Source organism: Sphingomonas sp. R86520 (genome assembly GCF_042466285.1).
GTDB lineage: Bacteria > Pseudomonadota > Alphaproteobacteria > Sphingomonadales > Sphingomonadaceae > Sphingomonas.
This window is the reverse complement of record NZ_JAXHBZ010000001.1, coordinates 1,204,006-1,230,435: the sequence shown is the minus strand read 5'-3', so window position 1 is coordinate 1,230,435 and position 26,430 is coordinate 1,204,006. Positions and strand designations below refer to the sequence as shown.

Below are 26,430 nucleotides of genomic sequence, written 5' to 3'. Positions count from 1 at the left end.
CCGCCGTTATAACCGTCCCCCAATTGGGCCCCGGCCTTCGCCGGGGTGGTGGTTTTGGGGGAGGTACCTCACAGCCGTGCCGTCACCGCCTTCGTCTCGAGATACGCATCGAGCCCTTCACGACCGAACTCGCGACCCCAGCCCGACTGACCATATCCGCCGAACGGAATGTTCGTCCCTACTGCGCCGTGGCAGTTGATCGACACCTGGCCCGCCCGAATCCGCGATACCAGGCGGTGCGCGGACGAAAGGCTCTGCGTCCAGACGCTGCCCGATAGCCCGAACGGCGTGTCGTTCGCCAGCCGTGCGATTGCATCGAGATCGTCCGTCGCGAACTTCGACACCGTCATCACCGGTCCGAAAATCTCCTCGCGCACGACCGCCATTTCAGGCCGGGTATCCGTAAAGATTGTCGGCTGGATGAAATTGCCCGGCCGATCAAGCCGTTTGCCACCCGCGACCAGCGTCGCACCGTCGGCGACGGCGCCGTCGATATAGCCCATCACCTTGGCGGTATGCGTGTCCGAGATCATCGGCCCGAGCATGTTCGACGGGTCCAGCCCGTGGCCGAGCGTCATGCCGCTTGCAAATGCCACCAGCCCCTCGACCAATTGATCGTGGATACTCTCGTGGACGAAGATCCGCGTACCGGCCATGCAGTTCTGGCCCTGCAGGAAGAACGTCGCCATCGCCACGCCGGGGATCGCGAGCGCGAGGTCGGCATCGGCCAAGACCACCACCGGCGACTTACCGCCGAGTTCGAGCGAGACTTTCTTAAGATTGCCTATCGCCGCCTGAACGATCCGCTTGCCCGTCGCGGTCGAGCCGGTGAACGAGATCTTGTCGACGTCGGGGTGTTCGGCAAGTGCCGCGCCCGCGGTCGACCCGAACCCGTTGACGATGTTGACGACGCCGTTGGGAAAGCCGGCGTCCAGGATCAGTTGCCCGAGCCGGAGCATCGACAGCGGCGTCTCCTCCGAAGGCTTGATCACCACGGTGCAGCCTGCCGCCAGCGCCGGCGCCAGCTTCAGGATTGCCGTCGACAGCGGCACGTTCCACGGCACGATCTGGCCGACCACGCCGACCGGCTCGCGCAACGTATAAGTCAGCGCCTCCGCTTCGGCCGAGACGTGGCGCGGCGGGGCAGTCGTCGTGCCCTCGATCCGCATGATGCCGCCGGCATAATAGTCGACCATCTCGACGCAGTTCGCGACCGTCAGCCCGGCGATGAACATCGGCATGCCGTTGTCGATCACGTCGAGCTCGGCGAGAACCTGCGCGTCGTCGTTCATGGCGCGCGCGAGCCGCATCAGCAGCGCGGTGCGCTCGGCGACAGTCAGCCGTGACCACGGCCCCTCGAATGCCCGCCGTGCGGCCGCGACCGCGCGGTCGATGTCGCCTGCTCCACCGATCGCGAACCGCGCGAGAGCCAACCCGGTTGCCGGATCGCGCGTCTCGGTCGTCTCACCGGTCTCACCGTCGACCCACGCGCCGTCGATCAGCAGCTTGTGCGACTGGCCGAGAAACGCATCGGTCTCGGGCGCGATGGCATGGCCGTCGAAGGGCACGGCGTTGGTGGTCATACGGGTACGCTCCGGCAATCGTAATCGAACAGGCCGAGGCTTTCCTCGTCCTTCATCGCGCCGAGGCCGAACAGTGCGGCGTCGTCGGCCTGCATGCGATCGGCATTGGCGTTGGATTCCGCCTGGATGAAGCTCGCGCGGTCGTGGCGTGCCGCGACGTAGCGGCGCAGGCCTTCCTTCGTCGTCTCCGACCCGGCAAGCGCACGCGACAGGACGACGGCATCCTCAAGCGCGCAGGCCGCGCCGTGGCCGAGGAACGGCGTCATCGCATGCGCGGCGTCGCCGAGCAGCGCGACGTTGCCGTCGATCGTCCAGTCGGGCAGCGCCGCACGCGCGTTGATCGCCCATTTGAACAGCGGCACCGTCGATGCTGCCGCGATCATCGCCTGGACCTCGCCGGACCACCCCGCATAGGTGGCGGCAAGATCGGCAGGATCAGCGGGAAGCGTCCAGCCATCCTCGGTCCAGCCGTCCTGCCGCGCGAAGAACACCATGTTGAGCAGACTGCCGCCCCGCACGGGATAGCGCGTAATCATCTTGCCGGGACCGATATGGATGCCCGGCCATTCGGTGACCGAGCGGATCGCGTCGCCGACAGGTACCAGCGCGCGCCATGCCACGTGGCCGGTGAACTTGGCCGGCGTCGTCTCGAATCGCTGACGGACGACGGACTTCACGCCGTCCGCGCCGATGATCACGTCGCCTTCGACACGGCTGCCGTCGGCAAGTATCACGGTAGTGCCCTCGGTTGACGCGGCGGGCGCACTGGTGCGCAAGTCGACGCCGGCGTCGCGCGCGGCGCGGACCAGTTCGGCGTGCAGGTCGGCGCGGTGGATCGTCACATAGGGTGCGCCGTATTTCGCGCGCGCGCTCGCCCGTTCCATCGGGACGAGCACGCGGTCGTCCTGCCAGTGCTGGATTCGCTGGCGCGTAGGTTCGACCCCGGCGGCGGCGACCTGTTCCATCACGCCGATATGATCGAGCGCTTTCATCGCGTTGGGCGACAAGGTGACGCCCGCGCCGATATCGCCGAACTGAGGTGCCGCCTCCACCAGCGTCACCGGGAAGCCTGCCTGCGCGATTGCGGCAGCGGCAGTCATCCCGCCGATACCACCGCCGACGATCGTGATCCGTTCGCTACGGGCCATCTCAGGTAGCCTGGCCCAACTGACCGGGAATATGCGACTCATGGTTCTGGAGATACCAGTCGGCGATCTCCTCGCGCGTCGCCCACCAGACGCCCGGCAGCGACTTGGCATGCTCGATGAACTCACGCAGCGCCCGAATCCGGTGCGCGCGACCGGAGACGTGCGGGTGCAGTCCGACGTTCATGATCCGCCCGGTGGTCGCGCCTTCCTCGTACAGCACGTCGAGTTCCTCGATCAGCGCCTGCGAGAACTGGTCGGTGGTAAAATTCTTGCGCGTGATGAACGTGAAGTCGTTGATCTCGTTCGAATAGGGCACCGACACGATCGGCCCGTTCGGCGTCTTCAGCAGATACGGCTGATCGTCGTTCATGATGTCGCAGTAGAAAGTGCAGCCATATTCCGCGAGAATGTCCGCGGTCTGCATCGTGCCGCGCAAGGATGACGACAGCCAGCCCTTCGACTTCCGCCCGGTGAACTTCTCGAACTGGTCGAGCGTCCGCAGCACGATCTCGCGCTCTTTATCGGGGTCACCGGCGAAGTTGGTCAGCAGTTCGCCCTGCTCCCAATTGTGCGTGAGCAATTCCCAGCCGCGCTCCAGCACCGCATCGGTCATCGCCCCGCGTCGCTCGAACGTCACGCCGTTGGTCGTGCAGCTCGCCTTGACGCCCAATTTGTCGAACAACTCGAACAAACGCCAGATGCCGACCCGCTGGCCATATTCGCGCCAGCTGTAGTTCGGGAAATCGGGGACGTTGCCGGGCAGGATATCGGGCAGGATCGACGGGCCACCCGCGTAATAGGGCTTGTCAGTATCCTTGGTCAGATCCCAGGTCTCGAGGTTGAACGTGAGGATCAGCGCGACGCGGGCGCCGTTCGGCCAGACAAGCGGCTGACGGGCGGGAAGCGGGATGTAATCATAGTCCATGCGGATGCTCCTGGGGGTCAGCAGTGGCTGAGCAGATGACCGAAGCCATCGATCTGATCGGAAATGCCCATCGTTCTGAGCGCGTGCCAATAGGTCGCGGTATTGATCGCGATCACCGGCTTCTCCAGCCAGAATTCGGCGATTCCTGCAACCTCGGCGAAGGCAAGATTGGTGCCCGCCTGGATGATCGCGTCGACACCGTCCGACACGTCGATCGCCGCCTGTTTCAGTATCTGCTTGGATTCATGGGCAATCATCATTGGTGAGGGCGACTTCAAACCGACGAGATTGACCACCTCGTAACCCTGGTCCTCGAAGAACTTCTGCACGTTGCGGTCGCCGACCGGCATGTACGGCGTGATGATGCCGATTTTCCGGATCGGCTTGCGATCGGCTTCATAGGCCTTGATCGCCGCATCGACCGCGGTCGACCCCATGATGACGGGCACGCCGCCGGTCCGCTCGACCATCTTCTTGTGCAACCGGTCCGCACCTTCGGCACCATCCCAGAACGTCTCGGCCGACATGCCCATGATGACGCAGCCCGGCTCCATCGACATCGATACGTCGACTGCGTCGAAGGTCGAGGCGCGAATGGTGTTGAGCATCACCATGAAGCTGTCGTCGTCGGTCACCTTGGTGTCCGGGATCGCGATGCGCGAGAAGTGATTGGTGACGCCGCGCGGCTGCATGCGCGCGTATTCGGGCTCGACGCTGGTGTTGGTGGATGGCGCAACAACCGCAAACTTCATCCGTGACCCGAGAGAATCTACCATGCGTGCGCCTCCTGTAAGCGACGCTCACACAACCATCCGGCGACATGTCCCGGAACGGTTTCGGATATATGTCTCCGACTGGCGGTCAGCCGAAAGCCGCGCAGGTCGAATTCCTTCGCTGGCGCCAGCACACTTTATTGGTCGTCTGTCGAATAGTATTGATCCATGCGCAGGCCGGTTTTCGCACGGCCGCTACCCCTAGCCCACGAGTAGGCGATTGTACGGGGGAAGCTGTGTGGCGGACATGACCGGAACGAACACGAAGATCCGGCGAACGCAGGTCGTGATCGCGGGCGGCGGCCCGGTGGGCGCCGTGGCCGCATATCGGCTCGCAACGATGGGGATCGACACGATCCTGGTCGAGGCGCTGCCCGACTGTCCGGAGGATATGCGCGCCTCGACGCTGCATCCGCCGACGCTCGACATGCTTGCCGAACTCGGCGTGCTGGGCGAGCTTGAGCAGGTCGGCTTGCGCGCGCCGACCTATCACTACCGCAACCGTCGCAGCGGCGACGTGATCGAACTCGATCTGGGCGAACTCGCTGACGTTTCGGCGCACCCGTACCGGCTGCAATGCGAACAGTTCAAGCTCGCGCGATTGCTGACCGGCAAGCTGGACGCGCTGCCCAATGGCGAAGCGCGGTTCCAGCGACGCGTGCTGGCCTATGATCAGGACGTCAACGGCGTGACGGTATCGGTCGAGACGCCGATGGCGATCGAGACCATCCGCGCGGACTATCTGATCGCCGCGGACGGCGCGAACTCGACGGTGCGCAAGTGGACCGGCACCAGCTTCGACGGATTCACTTATCCCGAACGCTTCCTCACGCTGTCGACGCGCTATCCGATCGAGCAGCATTTCGACGGGCTGGCTGGCGTCAATTACGTATCGGACCGCGACGAATGGTGCGTGCTGCTCCGCGTACCCGATTTCTGGCGCGTGCTGGTGCCGACCAACATTGCCGCGCAGGATGCCGACCTGCTATCGGATGCCAAGAAGAATGCGGTGTTCGACGGGCTGGTCGGCGACGGCACCAAGGTCGAGACGTCGCATCGCACGCTGTACCGCGTCCATCAGCGCGTCGCAGGCGGCTTCCATCACGGCCGCGTGCTGCTCGCCGGCGACGCGGCGCATCTCAATAATCCGCTCGGCGGTTTCGGGATGAATTCGGGGATCCACGACGTGTGGAACCTGACGACCCGGTTGCGCGACATCATCCTCGGCGATGCCGACGCGGAGCTGTCGCTGGCGCATTATGATCGCCAGCGCCGGACGATCGCGAATACTTTCGTCCAGTCGCAGACGATCGCGAACAAGAAGATGATGGAATCGCAGGGTGAAGGTCGCAGCGAGCAGGAAGTGCGGCTGGCGGCCCTGTCGAATGATCCCGAACAGCGGCGCGCCTATCTGCTGCGGCAGTCGATGTATCAGAGCTTGAAGGAGGAGGCTGCGATCGTTTGAGGCTCGCAGCTTCGTTCTATCACCACATTTCTCCGTCACCCCGGCGAAGGCCGGGGCCCAGGTGGTGAGGTCGCAGTAACGACGTACCGCGCTTCGTTAGCAACGTCCCCCAACTGGACCCCGGCGTCCGCCGGGGTGGTGTCGCTTGGGAAGGGGCCGTTGCCATCTCAGCTGCCCCGTTCTCCCGCGAAGGCGGGAGTCCAGGGTCACGGGCGGTAACGCTTGCGGCTCCTGGGCCCCCGCTTTCGCGGGGGAACAAGAGTTAGGTCAGGTCTTTAGTCGAGGCTTATACGCTCAACCCTCGGCGATCTCGGCGATCGTCGAGCGATACCCTTCGTGCGTCGCAGCCTGCCCGGCCTCATGCGCGTCCTTGCGCATCAGATAGAACAGGCGTTCGAGGAAATCCTGTCGCCAGGCTTCACGTGCCTCGAGCGCCGTTTGATCCAGCTCCAGCGTCTCGATACCGGCCGCCAGGTCGATGCCGTGCTTGGCGGCGACCCGCTCCACCGAATCCAGCCGGTCGTGAACAACCGAGATCTCGTTCGCCAGCACCATGATCATCGACATCGCCTGGTCCATGCCCGGCGCCTCGTAGAACACCGGCCGCTTGCCCTTGGCGTCCTTGACGACGTGCGGGCGGTCTTGGGTCTCGGTCGTCATGCTGCCATTGCCTCTGCCAGGGGTTTGCGGGCGATCAGGACTTCCCAGCCGCCACCCGGTGCGAACTCACCCGCGGTGAAGTCGCGCTCGGCGACCGCGCTCGCGGCCTCCTCGCTATAGCCGCCGGATTGCGCGGCGAATTCCATCACCGCCATCGGCGCGGTATCGAAGCGCACCTCGGAACGATCGAACCCGGCCTTCTCGGCAAGCGCGACCTGATCGGTATCGCGCATCGCGCCCCAGAACGGCTCGTTGTTGTACCAGGTCTCGTTGTCGAGGATGAACTGCGTGAACGGGTCCATCAGATCGAATGGCGGCAGATCGGCGTGGATCATGTAGCCACCCGGCGACAGCAGGCGCGCGCACTCGTCGAAGATCCGCGGCATCGCCTTGCCGCTGGTCTCGTGCAGCAGGATGTGGCTGACGATCAGGTCGAAATGGCCATCGGGAAAGCGCGTCTCCTCGGCATTCATCTGCGCGAAATTGACGTTCAGCCCGACTCCCGCGGCGCGCGCGTGCGCGTAGCGGATCTGCGGTGCGGCGACGTCGATGCCCCAGATCTCGGCATCGGGAAACAGCTCGGCATACGGCAGCGTCGAATGGCCGACGGTGCAGCCCATGTCGAGGATCCGCTTCGGCGAGAACCCCTTGAGGTTGCGCTTGACGTAATTGCAGACCGAGCGACCCATGTCGTCGTTCATCGGCCCGGTATAGCCCATCGCGTAGAGATACACGCCGCGATCGTAGAGCACGCCAACCGACACGTCGTCTGGCGCCACCTCGGTCGCATAGCCGCCCGGCATGCAGTGGATGTCGAGCGCGGTGATGTAGCGGGGCGTGTCGAACGTCTCGGGGATGTCGAGCACTGCGCTCGATCCGGCGGACAGCGCCTTGGCCTTCTCGATCAGCTCGGGCAGTTCACGCTCGACGCTGATGTTGGTCGCTTCCCACAGCAGTTCCTGTGCGGTGCGGTTGGCCGAGGCATAGTGCTGGAAATACAGGTCGTCGACCATCGCGGTACGGATGTCGCGGCGATCGGCCGGCGCGCGGCCATGCTCTCGCTCGAACGATTTCGAGACCCGGCCGCCATAGACGGGCCCTAGGCCGGGCAGGAGGTTGGACTGGATGAACCCCTTGAAGCTCTTGGTGAACTCCTGCCGCGCCGCCTCGTCATGCGTGACGGTCGGCAGCATGGGATGCAGCGCCTGCTGGAAGGTGTTGAGCATGTACTAGAACTCCAATGCTGGCCGGTGCCAATTCTGCGGGATCAGCGCGGCGCAAGATAGGCTTTGTGGAGGAATATCCGCCTGACGGTTATCGGAGCGCGCCCGCGTTTCGTCAGTTGGGATCGACGAGCAGGCGCATCTCGACCGTGCCTGCACCGACACGGAGCGCAGCGGCGGCGAGATATTCAGCGGATTTGGCATAACCACGGGCCGCTTCAGCGGACGGGTAGCGGCTGACGACGACACGCTCGCTCGGCAGGACGTCACCTTCGAGTACCTCGGCTATGGCACCGCGAACGATATATTCGCCGCCATGGCGTTCGCTGAGACCCGCGATGGCCTTGCCGTACGCTGCGAAGCGGACCGGATCGGTGATGTTGACGGTCGCGACGATGTAGGCGGCCATGGCGATATCCTTGAAGCTGGCGGGTAAGCGGTCAGCCTAGCTCCGACCGCCGATGCGCGAAGGCGATGCGTGGCGCTGTCCGCCTGCCGGTCAAAGGCCCAGGGCGCCGGGGTTCATCAGTCCCTTGGGATCCAGCGCCGCCTTGATCCCGAGCAGCAGCGCAAGCGCCTGCGGGTCGAGCCGGTCGCGATAGGGATAGGCTCGGCCAATCTGGAAATGCGCGGCACCGAACTGTTGGTACAGCGCGATGATGTCCGCTTTCAGCTGATGCGTGTAGGTGCGGGCCTCGGCGTTCTCGGCATAGGGTTTAAGGGTCGCGACGTGCTCGGGCGCGAGCGTATGGCGGTGATAGTCGGTGCGATCGTCGGGCCAATAGAGCGCGACCTCATAGAGGAAGCCGCTCGACCCTGCCGGGCTGAACATCGTGCCGGACCAGATGCCAAGCCGGTCCATCTCCGCTTTGCGCGTTTCGTAGAGCGCCTTGAGCGCGTCGTGGAACGGCACGACCTTGTCGTGCTGCAGCACGCCGTGGATCGGCACCCAGCGCTCACCGCTGGGCCCAAGGATATTGGTCAAAGGTGCGAACGGCAGCGCGCGGACGAAGCTCGGCACGCTGTTGGCAATCTCGCGACCATATGGCGCGATCACTTCGCGGAGCTTGGTCGCGCGCGCGGCAGCATCGGTCGCGTCGACGCCTTCGATGATGAAGTGGCACATATATTCGCCGGCCTGCATCGCCTTGCCGCCGGCCAACGCCATGCGAACCAGCTGCTTTACGCCGGCGAACGCGCTGGGCGCCTTTGCGAACAGATCGCGGGCGATCTTCAGCTTGGCGCCGACGCCGTCCTGGCGCGCGATCTGGCCTTGCGACAGTGCGAGATCGAGCCCGAAATGCGAATCGTCGAGGCCTTCGCGCTGCGCCTTGCTGACGCCGGCATGGCATGCCGCGAAGCTGTCGAATGCGAAGCTGACTGCCTCGAAATGGGAGCGAACCGCGATCAATGGCAGGCGGATCGTCGCCTTGATGCCCAGTGCACCGCAGTCGCCGGTAAACAGTCCCGTGAGATCGGGACCGTAATAGCGTGTGGCCTGCGAGGTACCAGTCTTGAGCAGTTCTCCCGATGCGAGCACTACGTCGAGCGACAGGACCGACTGTGCGGAGATGCCGTAGGCACCACTGCCGTGGCTCAGCGTATTCTGGCTGACGCTGCCACCGATCGTTGCGGCGAGACCCGAAAAGGGGCCCCAGAACGGCGTGCGCAGGCCGTGCCCTGCCAGCGTATCTTTGAGCTTCGCCCAGGTCGCGCCAGCGCCGACCGTCACGACCGCGTTGTCGGCATCGACCTCAATGCTGTCCAGCGCGGCCGTGTCGACCAGCACGTGGCCGCCGGCCTCGAACAGATAGCCATCGGTATAGGAGGCGCCGCCACCGCGGGGTACCATCGCGACGCCCGCCGCCGAACAGATACGCACTGCTGCCTGCAGAGCCTCGACCGTAGTCGGGCGCACGATCAGCGCAGGGACGCCGGATCCGCGATAGACGTCGTTGCTCATGACCGAGCGGGCGGACGGATCGTCGCTGACCGCATCCTTGCCGATCGCGGCGATCAGGTCGTGCATCAACGTCATCATCATCCCCGGGCCGTCAGCGATATCAAACACCGCCAGTGCATCATGCGGACGCGTGATGCGAGCAGCGCAGGTGCGCTATCCGATACTCGATCGCGCGATCCGGGCTGGGTCTGTCCACCTGGCGGCTAGATTTGACGCTGTGAACGACTGTCGGTCGGGCTTGGCCATTCTGGTCGAATGACAGAGGCATCCTCGCTCGAATCCGTCCTACCTGACATCGGAGTACTTCCCATGACCCGCGCGCCGTTGATCATATCGGTCGGCATCGCCGACGCGCGCCTGAACGATCCCGCCTGGGCGGCAAAGATCGTCGCGCTTGCGAGTACCGCGCGCGTGGCGTTGCTGCTGCTGGGCGATGGCGGCGCGGCGGGGTTCGATTCGATTGCGATCGGCAAGTCGATGGCGCCGGACGCCGGTGGCCTCGCGTTCGTTCCGACGGTGGATACCGGGTTCGACAACCCAGCGACCGTAGCACCGTCGCTGGTCGAACTCGACCGGCTCGCGTCAGGCAATGCTGGCTGGCAGCCAACGACTCTAGTGCAACCGCACACCGCGCAGAGCCTCGCCGACGGTGTCGTCTTTGTTGCTGCCACGCATGCGTTATGGGCGGATCACGAGCGCCCGGTGCTGGTCCAGAGCGACGCCGATCCCCTCTGGTCGCGGATATCGCCGGACATCGTCATCATCGACCGCGACTCGCCCGCACCCAAGGCCGGTCCGAAGGTCCTGCTGCGCACCTTTACGGCGATGGCCGGACTCGACCAGATCGAGGCGCTGTATCTGGAAGGCGTCATCGACGGCATTCACCTGACCCCACCCGATATGGAGGAGGGGCTCGAGGCGTTCGCGAAGACGATGCTGCCGGCGCTGATCGCCCGCGGGCTCGTCCTGGCCGAGGAGCCCGAGGGTTCGCTCAGGGCGCGGCTGGGTATCGCCTGAAGTCGTGTCTAAGTGCGTCGCTCCCCTCGGTAAGAGGAGGGCGACCTCCCTCAGCGCTGCGCGGTAAAGCTGTCGAACACGTCGCCGCCGGTTGCGAACCACGTCTCTGGTCGCGCCGCCAGCTCTGCGAGCAGCGCTTCGAACGCGTCCATTCGGTAGGGCAATCCGATGATGTACGGCGTCAGGTGCAATGGTAGCAGGCGTCCGCTACCCTGTGTCGCAGCCTCCGCGCTGAGCCAGTCGTGCGCGTCGAGGATCTGTTCGGCATAGCTGTCGACCGACTGCTGCTGGACGTTCAGGATCTGGCGGTCGGACAATTCGTGGTTGAGCGGCACGTTGACCAGTCCGTTCGCGAACGTCCAGGGAAGCTCGTCATTCGCCCAGTCGACGCAATAGTCGACGCCGAGCTCTTTCAGCAGCGGTACGGTACTGAAGCTCTGCGACCGCGCGATCGAGTGCCAGCCGCGCGGGCGAATGCCAGCGACCCTCTCCAGCGTGTCGAGCGACGACACGATCAGCGCACGTTCCTCGTCCAGCGGCAAACCGCTGGCGATCGTGCCGTTCATGTCGGTCGAATGCGCGATGATCTCGTGACCCGCGGTGACGATGTCGCGGATGATCGACGGATAGCGGTCAGCAATCGCGCTGTTCACAGCCACAGATACGCGCACGCCGGCCTTCGCGAAGGCGTCGAGCAGACGATAGAAGCCTACGCGGGTGCCGTATTCGCGTGCGGTGTAGTGGCGGTAATCGGGATAGGCGGTCTGCATGTGGCCGGGGGCGCGGAACGGCTTGTCCTCCGGCGTGATCGGGAACCACTCCAGGCTGACGACGATCCATGTGGCGACCGTCCTGCCGTCAGGCCAGGCGATCGGAGCACGCTTGGGCAGCGTTTCGTACGGATAGAGATCATGGTCGTAGCCGAGACGGCGCTTGGCATAGTCGAGATAGGTCGGGTCGAGGCTCATGCGACCCGCTCCCGACCAATCTGATTCCGATACGCGTCGGCGATGTCGCCGGCGCGAGTGATCCATGCACGGCCGTCGGCGGCGATGTGCCGCAATACCTCTTCGAACGCGCCGATCCGGTGCGGCTGGCCGATCAGGTAGGAGTGGAGCGGGATGCACATCACCGTGCCGCCGGCACCACCGGCTTTCTCCGCTTCGTCGGCGAGCCGCTCATATTGGCGGATCAGCGTCTTCGCATAGTCGCGCGGGCTCATATTGTAGATGAAGAAGCCGTAATGGTCGTTGACCTCGAGGCTGTAGGGCATCGAGATCAAATCGCCGCTGGCGGTCTTGACCGGCATCGGCTGGTCGTCGTGATACAGGTCGCAGGTGTAGTCGAGGCCGTATTCGGCGATCAGGTCGAGCGTGCGCGGCGTGTGCGTCAGCGCAGGGGCGAGCCAGCCGCGGATCGTCTGGCCGGTCGCCTCGCGCACGGTGCGGATGGAATCCTCGATGATCGCGCGTTCTTGGCGCTCGTCCATGCCGTAGCTGTAGCGCGTGTTGTAGATGCCGTGGCTGAAGAACTCCCAACCGCGCGCAGCACCGTCCGCGACGACCTCCGGGTGATGCTGGCATAAGGCGACCGACAGCGAGACCGAGCCGGGAAAGCCGTGCTTGCTCATCACCTCCGCCATCCGCCAGTGGCCGACACGGTTGGCATGGTCGCGGTGGCTGTAGCCGACCACGTCGGGATGCGGCTTCGCCCAGCTCTTCCGGTGCGGATTGGCGGGTGGGTCGATCTCGTAATATTCGAGATTGGGCGAGACCCACACCGCGACCTTCTTGTCGCCGGGCCAGACGATCGGTTTCCGGTCGCGATAGGGGCTGAAGTCGTACAGGCCGGGATCGGGGGCACCTTCGAGCATTACCGTGCCTCCAACCAGTCGATCACCGTCTGGACCGGTTCGACGTCGGCGTATTTGAGCTGGAGATCGGTCAGGTTCGCGAAATGATAGCTCTCGTGCTTGTCGGCGCACGTCTCGATCGGCACGATGGTGCGGTAGCCACGGCTCAGACTGTCGACCGCAGCCGCGCGGACGCAGCCCGAGGTCGAGCCCCCGGTGATGACGACCGTATCGACCTTGTGCCATACCAGCAGGCTCTGCAGCGGCGTCTCGAAGAACGGCGACGGCATGCGCTTGGTGTAGACCGCATCCTTTACGTGATCGATCTCGCAGCGATCGTCGAACGCGTGCCGGCGTGACCCGTATTTGATGTTCTGCAAGCTGTCCGGGGTGTCGGTGCGCGTGCCCCAAACACCTGCGTCGCTGGCGTCCTCCATATAGGCGACATGCGTCCACACGACCGGCATGCCCTTCGCTCGGGCCAAGCGCGAGATCGTGTTGGCGTATTCGATCTGCCGCGGGTCGGTCTCGTACGCGGTCTTGAACTCGTCGATCCGCGTATAGGCATTCTGAAAATCGATGTTCACGATCGCCAGCTTCTCGCCAAAGCCGAATTTCGTGCGGGCCGGGTTGGCCATCACCGCCTCGAACAACTGCCGCGCGGTCTTGTCCTCGCGGACCATTTTCGTACCCAAGATGGTCATGCCGATTGCCTCCAGCCGAGCGGAAGTCCCGCATCGGGCAGGAAGCCGAACAGCGGTTCACCGGGCAGCGCGTCGGCCAGGATTGACCGCACAGCGACCAGAGCATCGAGATCGATCCCCGTCCGCAGACCCATGGCCGCCAGCATGAAGCACAGATCCTCGGTGACGATATTACCCGACGCGCCCGGTGCGAACGGGCACCCGCCGAGCCCACCGAGCGAAGAATCGAGCGTCGTCAGCCCGCATTCCAGCGCCATCAGCGCGTTTGCCAGCCCGAGCCCGCGCGTGTTGTGGAGGTGGATCCCGGTTAACGCATCGTCGCCCGCCGCACGCTTCACTAGCGCGATCAGCCGCTTGACGGCGGACGGGTCGGCGTAGCCGGTCGTATCCGACAGCCCGACCTCGTCGCAGCCCGCTGCCATCAATCCTTCCGCCAGCCGCGCGATCTGCGCATCGGGGATCGCGCCTTCCAGCGTGCAGCCGAAGACCGTCGACAACGATCCCTCGAAATGCGGACGCTCGCCCTCGGGCAATGCCCTGATCATGTCCGCGATGGTCTTCGCCTCGGCAAGCACCTGTGCGTGCGTACGACGAAGGTTGGCCAGGCTGTGCGTTTCGCTGACGGACAGCGGCAACGTGATCTTGTGCGCGCCCGCCGCGATGGCCGCCGCGGCGCCCTTGGCGTTGGGCACCAGCACCGCGACCGTCAGGCCGGGGATCGTGCGGGCATGGGCAACGATCTCGGCCGTGTCGGCGAGCTGCGGCAGGAGCTTGGCGGGAACGAAGCTGCCGACCTCGATCTCGCGGAGCCCCGCCGCGGCTTCGGCGGTGATCCAGGCCTTCTTGGCAGCGGTGGGCATGATCCGGTCGATGCTCTGCAGACCGTCGCGCGGCCCGACTTCGCTTACCAATATGTCGATATCGGTCATTTTTTCCGGTCCTCGGATAGTCGTCTCAGCGTGGTGGTCAGCGATGACGCCGCCGCGGCAGGGTGGCGACGGACCAGAAGAAAGTGACCGGATGTCGGATACGGAAATGCCGCTGGCGGGCCTTAAGGTCGTCGAATTCACACACATGGTGATGGGCCCGTCGACCGGGCTGATCCTTGGCGACATGGGCGCCGACGTGATCCGCGTCGAGCCGATCGGCGGCGATCGCACCCGTCGGCTGCTCGGCTCGGGCGCGGGCTATTACCCGATGTACAATCGCAACAAGCGCAGCGTCTGCCTCGACCTCAAGTCCGCGGGCGGCATCGCGGCGGCGCGCGCACTGGCTGCGGACGCGGACATCGTCGTCGAGAATTTCCGGCCGGGCGCGCTCGATCGCCTGGGGCTCGGCTACGACGCCTTGTCGGCGGACAATCCTGGCCTGATCTATTGCTCGGCAAAGGGCTTCCTTGCGGGTCCCTACGAAAATCGCACCGCACTGGACGAGGTCGCGCAGATGATGGGCGGGCTCGCCTATATGACCGGCCCGCCCGGACGGCCGCTCCGCGCGGGCGCATCGGTGATCGACGTGACCGGCGGGATGTTCGGCGTGATCGGCATTCTCGGCCTGCTCGAACGTCGCCATCGCACCGGTGCTGGCGGCCAGGTTAAATGCTCGCTGTTCGAGACGACTGCATTCCTTGTCGGCCAGCACATGGCGCAGAAGGCGGTCACCGGCACCGCCGCCGCTCCGATGCCGGCGCGCATTTCGGCATGGGCGATCTACGACGTGTTCGCGACCGCCAACGACGGCCAGATCTTCGTCGGTGTAGTCAGCGACCAGCAATGGGTCGCGTTCTGTACCGCATTCGCGCTCGACGATTTCGCAGGCGACGAGACGCTGGCGCTCAACAACGATCGCGTCCTGGCGCGGGACCGCATCCTGCCACGGATCCGCGCGCTGTTCGCCGATATCGACCGCGATGTGCTGCTGGCGAAGTGCGAGGCGATCGGCCTGCCGGTCGCGCCGATCGCCCGGCCTGAGGATCTGTTCGACGATCCCCACCTCAACGCGCAAGGCGGTCTGGTCGATCTGCACTTGCCGAACGGCACGCCGGCACGCCTCCCTGCGCTGCCGATCGAGGTCGACGGCGAACGCTTCGGCGTCCGCCACGACCTAGGCGAGCCTGGTGCCAACTCGCGCGCGCTTCTCCTCGATGCCGGCATGTCGACCGACACCATCGACGCACTGTTCGCGTCCGGCGCGGTAGCCTGAGCATGGGGCTGACGATCTTCGAGAAGATCTGGCGCGATCACGCGGTCGCGCCGCTCGCGGATGGCGGGTTGATCCTGATCGACCGTGTCCTTCTCCACGAGCGCACCGGCGGGATCGCGTTGCAAAGCCTTGCGGAAGCCGGCCGTACGGTCGCAGCCCCGCGCCAAGTGTTCGCGACGATGGACCACGTCGTCGACACGCTTCCCGGTCGGACGGATCGTACGATCATGCCGACCGGCACCGACTTCATCCGCGCGACCCGCGCCGCCGCAAACGCCGCTGGCATCACCTTGTTCGACATCGGCGACCCGGGGCAGGGGATCGTTCACGTGATCAGCCCCGAACAGGCTATCGTCCTGCCCGGCGCAACATTGGTCTGTCCCGACAGCCATACCTGCACGCAAGGCGCGCTCGGCGCGCTTGCCTGGGGGATCGGCTCGACCGAGGCCGAACACGCGCTCGCCACCCGCACTCTGCGCGTGCTAAAGCCCAAGACGATGCGCGTCACGATCTCGGGCGAACTGGGCCGCGGGGTGACCGCCAAGGATCTCGCCCTGCACATCCTCGCGAGGCACGGATCGAGCGGCGGCCGCGGGCATGTCGTCGAATATGCCGGCGACACGGTCCGCGCGCTCGACGTCGAGGCGCGCATGACGTTGTGCAACATGGCCACCGAATTCTCCGCGTTCACTGCGATTATCGCTGCCGACGACAAGGTCTTCGCTTATCTGAAGGGCCGCCCCCACGCCCCGAACGGCCCCGGCTGGGACGATGCCGTCGCCTATTGGCGAACGCTCCCCACCGATGGCGACGCGGTGTTCGATACGGAGATCGCGATCGACGCCGCCGAGGTCGCACCGACGATAAGTTGGGGCATCAGCCCGCAAGATTCGGTCGCGCTCGACGGCAATGTGCCCGCCCACGCACCCGCCCGCGCACTTGCCTATATGGGACTGGCGGCCGGCGACGCGCTGCTCGGCCTGCCGATCGACGCGGCCTTCATTGGCTCCTGCACCAACAGTCGTCTGTCGGACCTGCGTCGTGCCGCCGCGTTGCTGGACGGGCACAAGGTTGCCGAAGGGGTCCGCGCGATTTGCGTCCCCGGCTCGACCGCGGTCAAGCACGCCGCCGAAGCCGAGGGGCTCGACCACATCTTCCGCGCGGCTGGCTTTGAGTGGCGCGAGTCCGGCTGCTCGATGTGCTTCTTTGCAGGCGGCGAGAGCTTCGGCGCGCGCGAACGGGTCGTCACCTCGACCAACCGCAATTTCGAAAGCCGGCAGGGTCCCGAAACCCGTTCGCATCTCGCTAGTCCCGAGACGGTGGCCGCGAGTGCGATCGCTGGCAGGATCGCCGACCCCCGCCTATTGGCCCGTCTCGTGGAGCGCTGAGCGATGGAACCCTTCACCCGCCTTACCGCCGTCGCCGCACCGTTGCTGCGCGACAACATCGACACCGACGCGATCATTCCGTCTCGCGAGATGCGCTCGGTATCGAAGACCGGCCTCGCCGACGGACTTTTCGCGGGCTGGCGCTATATCGGGATCGGCACGCGCGACCTCGATCCCGCGTTCGTCCTGAACCAGCCCGCCTATGCGGACACGCGTATCATCCTGGGCGGTGCGAATTTCGGGTGCGGCTCCAGTCGCGAACACGCCGCATGGGCGCTCGCGGAATACGGCATCCGCGCCATCGTCGCATCGTCGTTCAACCCGATCTTCCAGGGTAATTGCATCCGCAACGGCATCGTGCCCGTGACGCTCGATCCGGAGGCGATAACGTCGCTTGCGGCCGCGCTCGCGCCCGATCCGCAGGCGCTTCGGATCACCGTCGACTTGCCGACGCAGGTCCTGATTGGTTCGGACGGGATCGCACACGCCTTCCAGATCGCCGATGAAGCGAAGGAGATGCTGCTGGACGGGCTGGACGCGATCGACCTGACGTTGAAGCGTCGCGCCGAGATCGACGGTTTCATCACCGCCGACCGGGCACGTCGCAATTGGGTCTACCCTAGCTGAGCGAGCCCGCCGAGGAACGCCACGACATCGCTCTCGCCGACGACATCGGCATATTTCGCGTTCATGTCGAACAGGTTCGCCTTGTGCGGCGCTGTATGCCGATCGCCGCACGCGTCTGCGACGACGGTGGTGCGAAAGCCGTGCGACATCGCGTCGACGCAACTCGCGCGGATACAGCCGCTCGTCGTCAACCCGGTCAGCAACACGCTGTCGACGCCCATCGCAGTCAGCGTGGAGGCGAGCGAGGTGCCGAAGAACGCGCTCGGATATTGCTTCGAGATGACGAGTTCGTCGTTCTCCGGGGCCAACCCTTCGGGCCACGCGCCCATCGGGTTCCCCTTCAGGAAGTGACGAAGCGGCGCGGCCTTTTCGTAGAAGCGGCCGCCATCGATCGCGCTGGGATGATAGACGACGTTGGTCAGGATCACGGGAACCCCCGCCGCGCGCGCCGCCGCGCGCACCCGGAGCGCCGAGGCGAGTGCGTCCTCGACTCCCGAGTACAGGTCGCAGGCCGGGTCGAAATAGCCTTGGCAGAAATCGATCATCAGCAGCGCGGGACGCCGCCCGAAGCCGACTTTGGTGCCGTATACGCCGGCATAGTTGGCGGTCAGATCGTCGCTCATGATGGGTCTTCCGTCTCGAACAGCCAGGGCTGGATGCGTTGGTGGCGGTCCTCGAACGCCGCGATGTCGTCGCCGCGCGCGTTCAGGATCATGTCGGTCTCGTCCCAGCCGTTGAGCAGGGCGAGCCGGTGTTGCGCGGCGATCTCGAATGCGAGGGGTGGCGCGTCGCCGACCTGGATCGTCTGAGTCTCGAGATCGATCACGAACTGCCCGGCCTCCTGCGCTGCTGCCGAAAGGGCCTCGATCGTCGCAGGATCCAGAACGATCGGCAGGACCCCGTTGCGGAAGCAGTTACCGTAGAAGATCTCGCCGAAGCTCGGCGCGACGACGCAGCGGATACCTTGGCCGAGCAGCGCCCAGACCGCCTGTTCCCGGCTCGATCCAGAGCCGAAATTCGCGCCTGCGATGAGGATAGGCGCTGCGCGCCACGGCGCTTGGTTCAGGACGAACGACGCGATTTCCGTACCGTCCGGGGCGAACCGACGATCATGAAAGGCGTAACGTCCGAGGCCATGCCGATCGGTGATCAGCAGGAAGCGTGCGGGGAAGATGATGTCGGTGTCGACATTCTCTTCGGGCAACGCGGCGGCGGTGCCGGAAAGGTGGGTGAAGGGCTGCATGTCAGGCTCCCAGCATGCGGACGTCGACGAGGTGCCCGGCGATTCCCGCGGCGGCGGCCATTGCCGGACTCATCAGGTGCGTGCGGCCGCCCGGCCCCTGCCGACCCTCGAAGTTGCGGTTGGACGTTGACGCACTGCGCTCGCCCGGCGCGAGGCGGTCGTCGTTCATCGCGACGCACATCGAACAGCCGGCGTGGCGCCATTCGAACCCGGCAGCGATGAAGATCGCATCGAGCCCCTCGGCCTCGGCCTGATGCTTGGTCGCGGTCGAACCGGGAACGACGATGCCGCTGACTCCCGGTGCGATGCGCCGGCCCGCGACGACGTCCGCCGCCGATCGCAGATCCTCGATGCGGCCGTTGGTGCAGGACCCGATGAACACACGGTCGATGGCGATCGAGTCCAACGGCGTCCCGGCTGCCAGGCCCATATAGGCGAGCGCCTTTTCGACACGGCGGCGGACGCCGGGATCATCGATCGTCGCGGGATCGGGCACGCTTTGGGTCACGGGACCGCAATCCTCCGGGCTGGTGCCCCAGCTGACATGCGGCGCGATCCCGGAGAGATCGATCGTCACGGACTTGTCGAACACCGCATCCGCATCCGAGTGCAGCGTTCGCCAGTAATCGACGGCTTGCGTCCAGCGCGCGCCCGACGGGGCCATCTCGCGGCCTTCGAGGAAGGCGAAGGTCGTCTCGTCCGGCGCGATCAGGCCGATCCGACCACCCGCCTCGATCGTCATGTTGCACAGGGTCATGCGCGCGGCCATCGACATGGCGGTGACCGCTGGGCCGGCATACTCGACCGCATGACCCGCCGCGCCGAGCGCACCGACCTTGGCAATGAAGGCGAGCGCGACGTCCTTGGCCGAGACGAACGACGACAGCGTGCCGACCAGTTCGACCCGCATCGTCTTCGCGCGCGCCTGTTTCAGGCACTGCGCGGCCATCACGGTCCCGCATTCGCTGGCGCCGATCCCGAATGCGAGCGCGCCGAACGCACCGTGCGTCGTCGTATGGCTGTCTCCGCAGACCAGAGTTATGCCCGGCAGAGTGAAGCCGATCTCTGGCCCGATCACATGAACGATGCCCTGTCCCTCGCCGTCGAGCGCGCGGTACGGCACCGCGAACGCCTCTGCATTCGCCTCCAGCTCGTGCACCTGCGCCGCGGCCAACGGGTCTGCGATCCGCCCGCCGCGGCTGCGCGTCGGCACGGCATGGTCTGCGACTGCGATATGCGTTTCCGGACGACGCAACCGTCGCCCGGCATCGCGGAGCGACTGGAACGCCTGCGGGCTGCTGACCTCATGGACGAGGTGGCGATCGATATAGAGCAGCGCGTCGTCGCCCGGCAGGTCGACGACGACATGGCTGTTCCAGAGTTTCTCATACAAGGTCGATGGCATGGCAGCGACGCTAGGCGGTCGACGCCGTGCCTGGCGGATCCGGTGACAGGCTATCCGTGTAGCGACCAATAGACAGGTGCGAGGTCGTTGCGTGATGCATCGCTTCTTTTCATTTACCTGCCAGATTATAATCACGCTGCTGTTTGTTCGGTCTGGACAACGGCATAAGGAGCCGTACCGGCCCGGCTTTGGGAACGGTTGCCACGTAAGGTCCATCACATGTTCCGTATCGCCCATATCCGGACCGGCATCGCGATCGTTGCTCTCGGGATGGTCGCATCGCCTGCGCGCGCACAGCAAGAGGACGAGCAAGTCTGGCTGCAGATCAACACGAACGTTCCCTTGGCGAAGGGCGTGCGGATCACGCTCGAGCAGATTGCCCGGGGCAGCAACCGACAGAACGGGCTTTATCAGACGGAATTCGGCGGCTTGCTCGGCGTTCGCGTACATGACGGTGTCGAACTGGGCTTTGGTTACCGGAAAGTCGGCGCGTATAACGGCAACACCGGCGCCGACGAGGACCGCCTGCGCCAGCAGGTCGTCGGGACCTTCGGTCGTTTCACCACCCGGTTCCGCGTCGACGAGCGTTTCAATCCTCGCGGCAGTGAGATCGGCTTCCGGATACGGCCTTTGATCCGCTACAATCAACCGCTTAGCAACACGCACCTGGCCCTGTTCGTGAGCCACGAAAGCTTCTTCCTGCCGAACAGCACCGTCTGGGGGCAGCGTAGCGGGTATGAACGGATGCGGAACATCGCCGGGATAGCGGTGCCGATCGGATCGCAGGTCGTTGCCGATATCGGGTATCTGAACCAATACCGCTTTGCGCGCGGTACGGCACGAGCACAGATGGACCACGCGTTGAGCCTGCAGTTGACGATCAACCTCAAGGCGATCGCCGTCCCCCGGCTGCACGATTGAACAGCCCTCTATACGCGAAGCTCCAGTCAGCCCCACTCCGTAATTCCCGAGGGTCACCAGTTCGCAGGTGAAACGCTAGCCTCCTTTCGACCCCGAAAAGGTTCGAGGCTTAACCGCGGGAAGTGCGATGACATACGAGAAGCGATTTTCGGCAATCGGCAGGCATGCCGTGATCCTCTGCCATCCCGATCCGTCGAGCTTCAACCACGCGATTGCGGCTGCGTATTGCGACACGGTGCGCGCGGCAGGGCAGGAAGTCGTCTTCCGCGACTTGTATGCCCTCGGGTTCGATCCGGTGCTGAAGGCGACGGAGCGGCCGACCAATGTCGCCGCGGCCTATGGCCAGGACGTGCTGGCTGAAGTCGATGTGATCGCCGGATGCGACGTGTTCGTGCTGGTCTACCCGATCTGGTTCGGCACGCCGCCAGCGATGCTCAAGGGATATGTCGAACGGGTGTTCGGTGCGGGCGTGCAGCCCGACGCCCTGCAGGGTCGGGTTCGGACCGATCTGCTAGGCCGGAAGCGATTGCTCAGTTTCTCGACCTCGGCTGCGAGCAAGATCTGGCTCGACGAACAGGGCCAGGGGCAGGGGCTCAACAGCGTCTTCGACCAGTATCTGGTGCACGCTTTCGGGATGCGATCGCAGGAGCATCGCCGGTTCGCGCATATCGTGCCAGGCCTCAGTGAACGGTTTGCCGATCAATATCTGCACGACGTCGCCGCTCAGGCGCAACGGACCTGCGCGCAGATCGCGTTCGGGGACGAGGCTTTGCTCGCCGATCCTTCGCTCGCCGCCCGGATGACACGCTGACCTTTCCGCATCTCAAGGATAGTCCATGACCCGTATGATGCACGCCGCTGTCGTCGAGGCGTTCGGCAAACCGCTGACCTTGCGCGAAATGCCAGTGCCGAGCGCAGGGCCGGGCCAGATCCTGGTCAAGACCGAAGCGTGTGGGGTCTGTCATACCGACCTGCACGCGGCGCGCGGCGACTGGCCGGTCAAACCGACCCCACCCTTCATTCCTGGCCACGAAGGGATCGGCATCGTCGTCGAGGTTGGCGCGGGCGTGACGATCGTCAAACTGGGCGACCGGGTCGGCGTGCCCTGGCTCTACTCAGCCTGCGGGCACTGCGAATATTGTCTGTCCGCGTGGGAGACGGTGTGTCCCGAGGCGGAGTTCGGCGGCTACACACGCAATGGCGGGTTCGCGGAATATATCCTGGCCGACCCGAACTACGTCGCGCATATTCCTGCCGGATTGTCCGCGGTCGAGGCGGCTCCGATCATCTGTGCGGGAATCACGACCTACAAGGGCATCACGGAGACGGCAGCGCGGGCGGGCGAGTGGATCGCGATCTCGGGGGTCGGCGGGCTGGGCCATCTGGCCGTGCAATATGCCAAGGCGATGGGATTGCGGGTCGTCGCCGTCGATGTCGACGAAGGTAAGCTCCAGCATGCCAAGGCTCTGGGCGCCGAGCTACTGATCGACGCACGAAAGCCCGACGCGATCGACGCGCTCAAGACCGGCACCGGCGGCGGGGCGCACGGCGTCCTGATCACCGCGCCGTCGCTGATCGCGTTTAACCAAGGCGTGGCGATGACGCGGCGGAAGGGGACGTGCGTCCTCGTCGGCCTGCCACCGGGCGATTTTCCGCTGCCGCTGTTCGACGTCGTGGCGCAGTGCATCACGGTGCGCGGATCGTTCGTCGGCACGCGGAAGGACATGGCCGAGGCGCTCGCTTTTGCCGCCGACGGCAAGGTGAGAGCCGACATCGAAGTGCAACCGCTTTCTGCCATCAATGATATCTTCGACCGGCTCGAACACGGGCAGGTCGCGTCGCGCGTCGTCCTCGATTTTGGGAGCCAGTCATGACCGATCTCGTAACGCTGGCCCCTACCAGAACGCACCCCTTGTCCCCTGACATGCTGCGGCGGATGGATGCCTATTGGCGTGCGGCGAACTATCTGTCGGTCGGGCAAATCTACCTGCGCGACAATGCGTTGCTCGATCGGCCGCTGACGATCGCCGGCGTGAAGCCGCGGTTGCTCGGACACTGGGGGACGACGCCGGGGCTGAACTTCCTGTACGTCCATCTGAACCGGCTCATCGTCGAGCACGACCTCAACATGATCAACATCATCGGGCCGGGGCATGGCGGACCGGGCCTGGTCGCGAATACGTATCTGGAGGGATCGTACACCGAACGCTATCCGGCGATCGAGCGGAGCCGCAGCGGCATGCACCGGCTGTTCCGGCAATTCTCCTGGCCCGGCGGCATTCCGAGCCATGTCGCACCGGAAACGCCGGGGTCGATCCACGAAGGGGGCGAGCTCGGCTATTCATTGGCGCACGCGTACGGTGCGGCATTCGACAATCCCGATTTGATCGTCGCGTGCGTGGTCGGCGACGGCGAGGCGGAGACCGGCGCGCTGGCGGCGAGCTGGCATTCGAACAAGTTCCTCAACCCCGCGCGCGACGGTGCGGTGCTGCCGATCCTGCACTTGAACGGCTTCAAGATCGCCAACCCGACCATCCTAGCGCGGATCGACGGGCACGAGCTGGACGCGTTGCTGCGCGGCTATGGCCATGAGCCCTATTATGTCGGCGGCAGCGATCCGGCGGCCGTCCACCAGCAGCTCGCCGCGGCACTCGACAAGTCGCTGGCGAAAATCCAGGCAATCCAGGCGGCGGCGCGGGTCGCGGGCGTGACACCGGAGCGGGCCCGCTGGCCGATGATCGTGTTCCGCACGCCGAAAGGCTGGACCGGGCCCAAGTTCGTCGACGGCAAGCCGGTCGAGGGTACATGGCGCGCGCACCAGGTGCCGATCGCGGACTTCGAGAACCCGGAGCATCTTCGACAGCTCGAAGAGTGGATGCGCAGTTATCGGCCGGAAGAGCTGTTCGACGAGACCGGCAAGTTCCTCGAGGAGTATGCGTCGCTCGCTCCGACCGGGCACCGCCGAATGGGATCGAACCCGCATGCCAATGGCGGCGAGCTGATGGTGCCGTTGTCGCTGCCCGATTTTCGCAAGTACGCGGTGCCGGTGGCGACGCCAGGCGAGGTGAAGGCCGAGGCGACGCGCGTTCTCGGCCGGTATCTGCGCGACGTGATGAAGCTCAACCTGGCGAGCGTGAATTTCCGCCTGTTCGGGCCGGACGAGACCGCGTCGAACCGTCTTGCCGACGTATACGAAGTCTCGGGCAAGGTGTGGATGGCAGAGATCGAGACGGTCGACGAGAATCTTGGACCCGACGGACGCGTGATGGAGGTGCTCAGCGAGCATCTCTGCCAGGGTTGGCTTGAAGGGTATCTGCTGACCGGGCGGCACGGGCTGTTCTCGTGCTACGAGGCGTTCGTCCACATCGTCGATTCGATGGTCAACCAGCATGCGAAGTGGCTGAAGGTGACCAAGGCTATTCCGTGGCGGCGACCGATCGCGTCGCTCAATTACCTGCTGACGTCGCATGTCTGGCGGCAGGATCACAACGGGCTGTCGCACCAGGATCCGGGGTTCATCGATCACGTCGCGAACAAGACTGCGGACGTCGCGCGGATCTATCTGCCGCCCGATGCGAACTGCCTGTTGTCGGTCGGCGACCATTGCCTCCGCAGTCGCGGCTATGTGAATGTGATTGTCGCGGGGAAGCAGCCCGAGTGGCAATGGCTCGGGATCGACGCGGCGGTGCGACACTGCACCGCGGGCGCCGGGATCTGGCCGTGGGCGGGCGACGACGCCGACCCCGACGTGGTGATGGCGTGTGCGGGCGACGTGCCGACGCTGGAGACGCTGGCAGCCGTGACGATGTTGCGCGAATACGTGCCTGATATCCGCATCCGGGTCGTGAACGTGGTCGATCTGATGAGCTTGCAGCCGCGATCGGAACATCTCCACGGCCTCGACGAGCGCGAGTTCGATGCGCTGTTCACTGCGGACAAGCCGGTGATCTTTGCGTTCCACGGCTATCCGGCGATGATCCACAAGCTGACGTATCGGCGCGCCAATCACGTGAATATCCATGTCCGCGGCTACAAGGAGATGGGTACCACGACGACGCCGTTCGACATGGTCGTGCTGAACGATCTTGACCGGTATCGGCTCGCGCTCGACGCGATCGAACGTATTCCCCGGTTCCAAGACCGGGTGCCGCGCGAGACCGCGCGCTACTGGACGACGATGGAGCGGCACAAGCTCTATATCGCGGAGCAGGGCGACGATCTGCCGGAAGTGCGCGACTGGCAATGGACGCGGTGAGCGCGGACACGGTAGTTCTGGCGCTCAACAGCGGATCGTCGTCGCTGAAATATGGGCTGTACAGAGTTGACGACGCGCCAGTGCTGCTGGTCGGCGGCACGATCGAGACGACAGACGATCACGGGCGCTTTTTCGACGCGATCGAAACGGCGTTGCGAGGATGGCCCGCGCCGACGGCGATCGGCCACCGCATCGTGCACGGCGGGCCGCACCGCGACGCGCACTGCCGGATCGACGAAGCGGTGATGGCGGATCTGGAGGCGGCATGTGCGTTCGCACCGCTGCACGGACCGGCGTCGCTGGCGCTGGTCCGTGCAGCCGGGGCGCGCTATCCAGGCTTAGTGCAGGTCGCCTGTTTCGATACAGCATTCCACGCGGGAATGCCCGACATCGCCAGGACGCTGCCGATCCCGGGCGCGTATCGGGAGGGCGGGGTGCGGCGCTACGGCTTCCACGGACTGTCGTGCGAGTCGATCGTGCGACGGCTTGGCGACGCCATGCCGGCACGCCTGGTGATTGCCCATCTTGGCAATGGCGCAAGCGTGACGGCGGTGCGCGACGGCAGATCGATCGACACCAGCATGGGGCTGACTCCGTCCGGCGGTGTGATGATGGCGACGCGGACGGGCGACATCGATCCAGGCGTGCTGCTGTATTTGTTGCGTGAGCGGGGCCAGGACATCGACACGCTGTCGACGATGGTCGACCATCGTTCCGGGATGGCCGGTGTTTCGGGACTGTCCGGCGACATGCGCATTCTGCGCGGCGCTTCGACCGGTGACGCCGCGCTTGCGGTCCGCATGTTCGAGCGATCGGTATGCAAGCAGATCGCGGCGATGATCGCCTCGCTGCAGGGTGCCGCCATGGTCGTACTGACAGGCGGCATCGGCGAGAATGACGTCCTTACCGGCCGCGCCGTTCGGCAGGGTCTCGCCTGGATACCCGGTCTCGATATCCGCACGGTCGGCTCGCAGGAGGATGCGCAGATCGCGCACCATACCGCTGCACTGGCCTGATCAGGGTCGCGCGTACGTGCTTTCCCAGTCTCGGCGTTCAATCCTTGCCGCGCTCGGGCC

25 protein-coding genes are annotated in these 26,430 nt (G+C 65.1%); 10 read left to right on the top strand and 15 right to left on the bottom strand.

Translation table 11 applies throughout. The annotated features are described in order from the left end of the window. Window positions 1-68 precede the first annotated feature (68 nt). The 4 genes from SJY41_RS05690 to SJY41_RS05675 are packed head-to-tail and all read right to left on the bottom strand — an operon-like array spanning window position 69 to window position 4,432. Complete coding sequence (locus tag SJY41_RS05690; protein WP_380779824.1) at window positions 69-1,583, bottom strand: aldehyde dehydrogenase family protein; 1,515 nt, start codon at window positions 1,581-1,583, stop codon at window positions 69-71. Then, window positions 1,580-2,731, bottom strand: coding sequence for an FAD-dependent monooxygenase (locus SJY41_RS05685; protein WP_380779823.1), 1,152 nt, complete (start codon window positions 2,729-2,731; stop codon window positions 1,580-1,582). Before SJY41_RS05685 ends, SJY41_RS05690 begins: the two co-directional genes overlap by 4 nt. A gap of 1 nt (window position 2,732) precedes the next feature. Continuing rightward, window positions 2,733-3,656 carry a polysaccharide deacetylase gene (locus SJY41_RS05680; protein ID WP_380779821.1) on the bottom strand — a complete coding sequence of 308 codons (924 nt, stop codon included), beginning with the start codon at window positions 3,654-3,656 and terminating at the stop codon, window positions 2,733-2,735. Between the two features lie 17 nt (window positions 3,657-3,673). Continuing rightward, window positions 3,674-4,432 (bottom strand): arylmalonate decarboxylase, encoded by a 759-nt coding sequence (locus tag SJY41_RS05675; protein ID WP_380779819.1) that lies wholly within the window; start codon window positions 4,430-4,432, stop codon window positions 3,674-3,676. Between the two features lie 244 nt (window positions 4,433-4,676). Here SJY41_RS05675 and SJY41_RS05670 point away from each other — a divergent pair, with 244 nt between their 5' ends. Next, window positions 4,677-5,894 (top strand): FAD-dependent oxidoreductase, encoded by a 1,218-nt coding sequence (locus SJY41_RS05670; protein WP_380779817.1) that lies wholly within the window; start codon window positions 4,677-4,679, stop codon window positions 5,892-5,894. Between the two features lie 294 nt (window positions 5,895-6,188). Here SJY41_RS05670 and SJY41_RS05665 read toward each other — a convergent pair whose 3' ends face one another. The 4 genes from SJY41_RS05665 to SJY41_RS05650 form a co-directional block, all read right to left on the bottom strand. Next, window positions 6,189-6,554 carry a hypothetical protein gene (locus tag SJY41_RS05665; RefSeq protein WP_380779816.1) on the bottom strand — a complete coding sequence of 122 codons (366 nt, stop codon included), beginning with the start codon at window positions 6,552-6,554 and terminating at the stop codon, window positions 6,189-6,191. After that, window positions 6,551-7,780 carry a class I SAM-dependent methyltransferase gene (locus SJY41_RS05660; RefSeq protein ID WP_380779814.1) on the bottom strand — a complete coding sequence of 410 codons (1,230 nt, stop codon included), beginning with the start codon at window positions 7,778-7,780 and terminating at the stop codon, window positions 6,551-6,553. Before SJY41_RS05660 ends, SJY41_RS05665 begins: the two co-directional genes overlap by 4 nt. Window positions 7,781-7,892: 112 nt before the next feature. Further along, complete coding sequence (locus SJY41_RS05655; protein WP_380779812.1) at window positions 7,893-8,186, bottom strand: DUF1330 domain-containing protein; 294 nt, start codon at window positions 8,184-8,186, stop codon at window positions 7,893-7,895. 90 nt (window positions 8,187-8,276) lie between these two features. Beyond that, a complete protein-coding gene (locus SJY41_RS05650) occupies window positions 8,277-9,848 on the bottom strand; it encodes an FAD-binding oxidoreductase (protein WP_380779810.1) in 1,572 nt (523 codons plus the stop codon). Window positions 9,849-10,049: 201 nt separating this feature from the next. Here SJY41_RS05650 and SJY41_RS05645 point away from each other — a divergent pair, with 201 nt between their 5' ends. Beyond that, window positions 10,050-10,757: a hypothetical protein gene (locus SJY41_RS05645; protein ID WP_380779808.1), complete on the top strand. Its 708-nt coding sequence runs from the start codon at window positions 10,050-10,052 to the stop codon at window positions 10,755-10,757. 50 nt (window positions 10,758-10,807) lie between these two features. On the opposite strand, the gene SJY41_RS05640 is transcribed toward SJY41_RS05645, so the two are convergent. From SJY41_RS05640 to SJY41_RS05625, 4 genes are read right to left on the bottom strand one after another with little or no spacing between them, the layout of a single operon-like run. After that, window positions 10,808-11,725, bottom strand: coding sequence for a polysaccharide deacetylase family protein (locus SJY41_RS05640; RefSeq protein ID WP_380779807.1), 918 nt, complete (start codon window positions 11,723-11,725; stop codon window positions 10,808-10,810). Beyond that, on the bottom strand, window positions 11,722-12,630 hold the full coding sequence (locus tag SJY41_RS05635) for a polysaccharide deacetylase family protein (RefSeq protein WP_380779805.1): 909 nt from the start codon (window positions 12,628-12,630) through the stop codon (window positions 11,722-11,724). Before SJY41_RS05635 ends, SJY41_RS05640 begins: the two co-directional genes overlap by 4 nt. After that, window positions 12,630-13,313 carry an isochorismatase family protein gene (locus SJY41_RS05630; protein WP_380779803.1) on the bottom strand — a complete coding sequence of 228 codons (684 nt, stop codon included), beginning with the start codon at window positions 13,311-13,313 and terminating at the stop codon, window positions 12,630-12,632. Before SJY41_RS05630 ends, SJY41_RS05635 begins: the two co-directional genes overlap by 1 nt. After that, the gene (locus SJY41_RS05625; protein ID WP_380779801.1) at window positions 13,310-14,242 is read right to left on the bottom strand and encodes a hydroxymethylglutaryl-CoA lyase; all 933 of its coding nucleotides are present in this window, start codon (window positions 14,240-14,242) and stop codon (window positions 13,310-13,312) included. The genes SJY41_RS05630 and SJY41_RS05625 overlap by 4 nt, the downstream gene beginning before the upstream one ends. A gap of 91 nt (window positions 14,243-14,333) precedes the next feature. On the opposite strand from SJY41_RS05625, the gene SJY41_RS05620 reads away from it, so the two are divergent. The 3 genes from SJY41_RS05620 to leuD (SJY41_RS05610) are packed head-to-tail and all read left to right on the top strand — an operon-like array spanning window position 14,334 to window position 17,530. Beyond that, window positions 14,334-15,515, top strand: a complete 1,182-nt coding sequence (locus SJY41_RS05620) for a CaiB/BaiF CoA transferase family protein (RefSeq protein ID WP_380779799.1) — start codon at window positions 14,334-14,336, stop codon at window positions 15,513-15,515. 2 nt (window positions 15,516-15,517) lie between these two features. Beyond that, the gene (locus tag SJY41_RS05615) at window positions 15,518-16,903 is read left to right on the top strand and encodes a 3-isopropylmalate dehydratase large subunit (RefSeq protein ID WP_380779797.1); all 1,386 of its coding nucleotides are present in this window, start codon (window positions 15,518-15,520) and stop codon (window positions 16,901-16,903) included. 3 nt (window positions 16,904-16,906) lie between these two features. Then, window positions 16,907-17,530, top strand: coding sequence for a 3-isopropylmalate dehydratase small subunit (gene leuD, locus SJY41_RS05610; RefSeq protein WP_380779795.1), 624 nt, complete (start codon window positions 16,907-16,909; stop codon window positions 17,528-17,530). Here the strand turns inward: leuD (SJY41_RS05610) and SJY41_RS05605 are convergent. The 3 genes from SJY41_RS05605 to leuC are packed head-to-tail and all read right to left on the bottom strand — an operon-like array spanning window position 17,518 to window position 20,178. Beyond that, the gene (locus tag SJY41_RS05605) at window positions 17,518-18,153 is read right to left on the bottom strand and encodes an isochorismatase family protein (RefSeq protein WP_380779793.1); all 636 of its coding nucleotides are present in this window, start codon (window positions 18,151-18,153) and stop codon (window positions 17,518-17,520) included. The genes leuD (SJY41_RS05610) and SJY41_RS05605 overlap by 13 nt on opposite strands. Further along, window positions 18,150-18,773, bottom strand: coding sequence for a 3-isopropylmalate dehydratase small subunit (gene leuD / locus SJY41_RS05600; protein ID WP_380779792.1), 624 nt, complete (start codon window positions 18,771-18,773; stop codon window positions 18,150-18,152). The genes SJY41_RS05605 and leuD (SJY41_RS05600) overlap by 4 nt, the downstream gene beginning before the upstream one ends. Before the next feature lies 1 nt (window position 18,774). Beyond that, window positions 18,775-20,178: a 3-isopropylmalate dehydratase large subunit gene (leuC, locus tag SJY41_RS05595; protein ID WP_380779790.1), complete on the bottom strand. Its 1,404-nt coding sequence runs from the start codon at window positions 20,176-20,178 to the stop codon at window positions 18,775-18,777. A 219-nt stretch (window positions 20,179-20,397) separates the two neighbouring features. Here leuC and SJY41_RS05590 point away from each other — a divergent pair, with 219 nt between their 5' ends. The 5 genes from SJY41_RS05590 (at window position 20,398) to SJY41_RS05570 (ending at window position 26,370) form a co-directional block, all read left to right on the top strand. Further along, window positions 20,398-21,099 (top strand): DUF2490 domain-containing protein, encoded by a 702-nt coding sequence (locus tag SJY41_RS05590; protein ID WP_380779789.1) that lies wholly within the window; start codon window positions 20,398-20,400, stop codon window positions 21,097-21,099. Window positions 21,100-21,226: 127 nt separating this feature from the next. Continuing rightward, window positions 21,227-21,910: an NAD(P)H-dependent oxidoreductase gene (locus tag SJY41_RS05585; protein ID WP_380779788.1), complete on the top strand. Its 684-nt coding sequence runs from the start codon at window positions 21,227-21,229 to the stop codon at window positions 21,908-21,910. Window positions 21,911-21,935: 25 nt separating this feature from the next. Next, on the top strand, window positions 21,936-22,973 hold the full coding sequence (gene adhP / locus SJY41_RS05580; RefSeq protein ID WP_380779786.1) for an alcohol dehydrogenase AdhP: 1,038 nt from the start codon (window positions 21,936-21,938) through the stop codon (window positions 22,971-22,973). Next, on the top strand, window positions 22,970-25,354 hold the full coding sequence (locus SJY41_RS05575) for a phosphoketolase (protein ID WP_380779785.1): 2,385 nt from the start codon (window positions 22,970-22,972) through the stop codon (window positions 25,352-25,354). Before adhP ends, SJY41_RS05575 begins: the two co-directional genes overlap by 4 nt. After that, the gene (locus SJY41_RS05570; protein WP_380779783.1) at window positions 25,342-26,370 is read left to right on the top strand and encodes an acetate/propionate family kinase; all 1,029 of its coding nucleotides are present in this window, start codon (window positions 25,342-25,344) and stop codon (window positions 26,368-26,370) included. The genes SJY41_RS05575 and SJY41_RS05570 overlap by 13 nt, the downstream gene beginning before the upstream one ends. The last annotated feature ends 60 nt before the right edge of the window (window positions 26,371-26,430 follow it).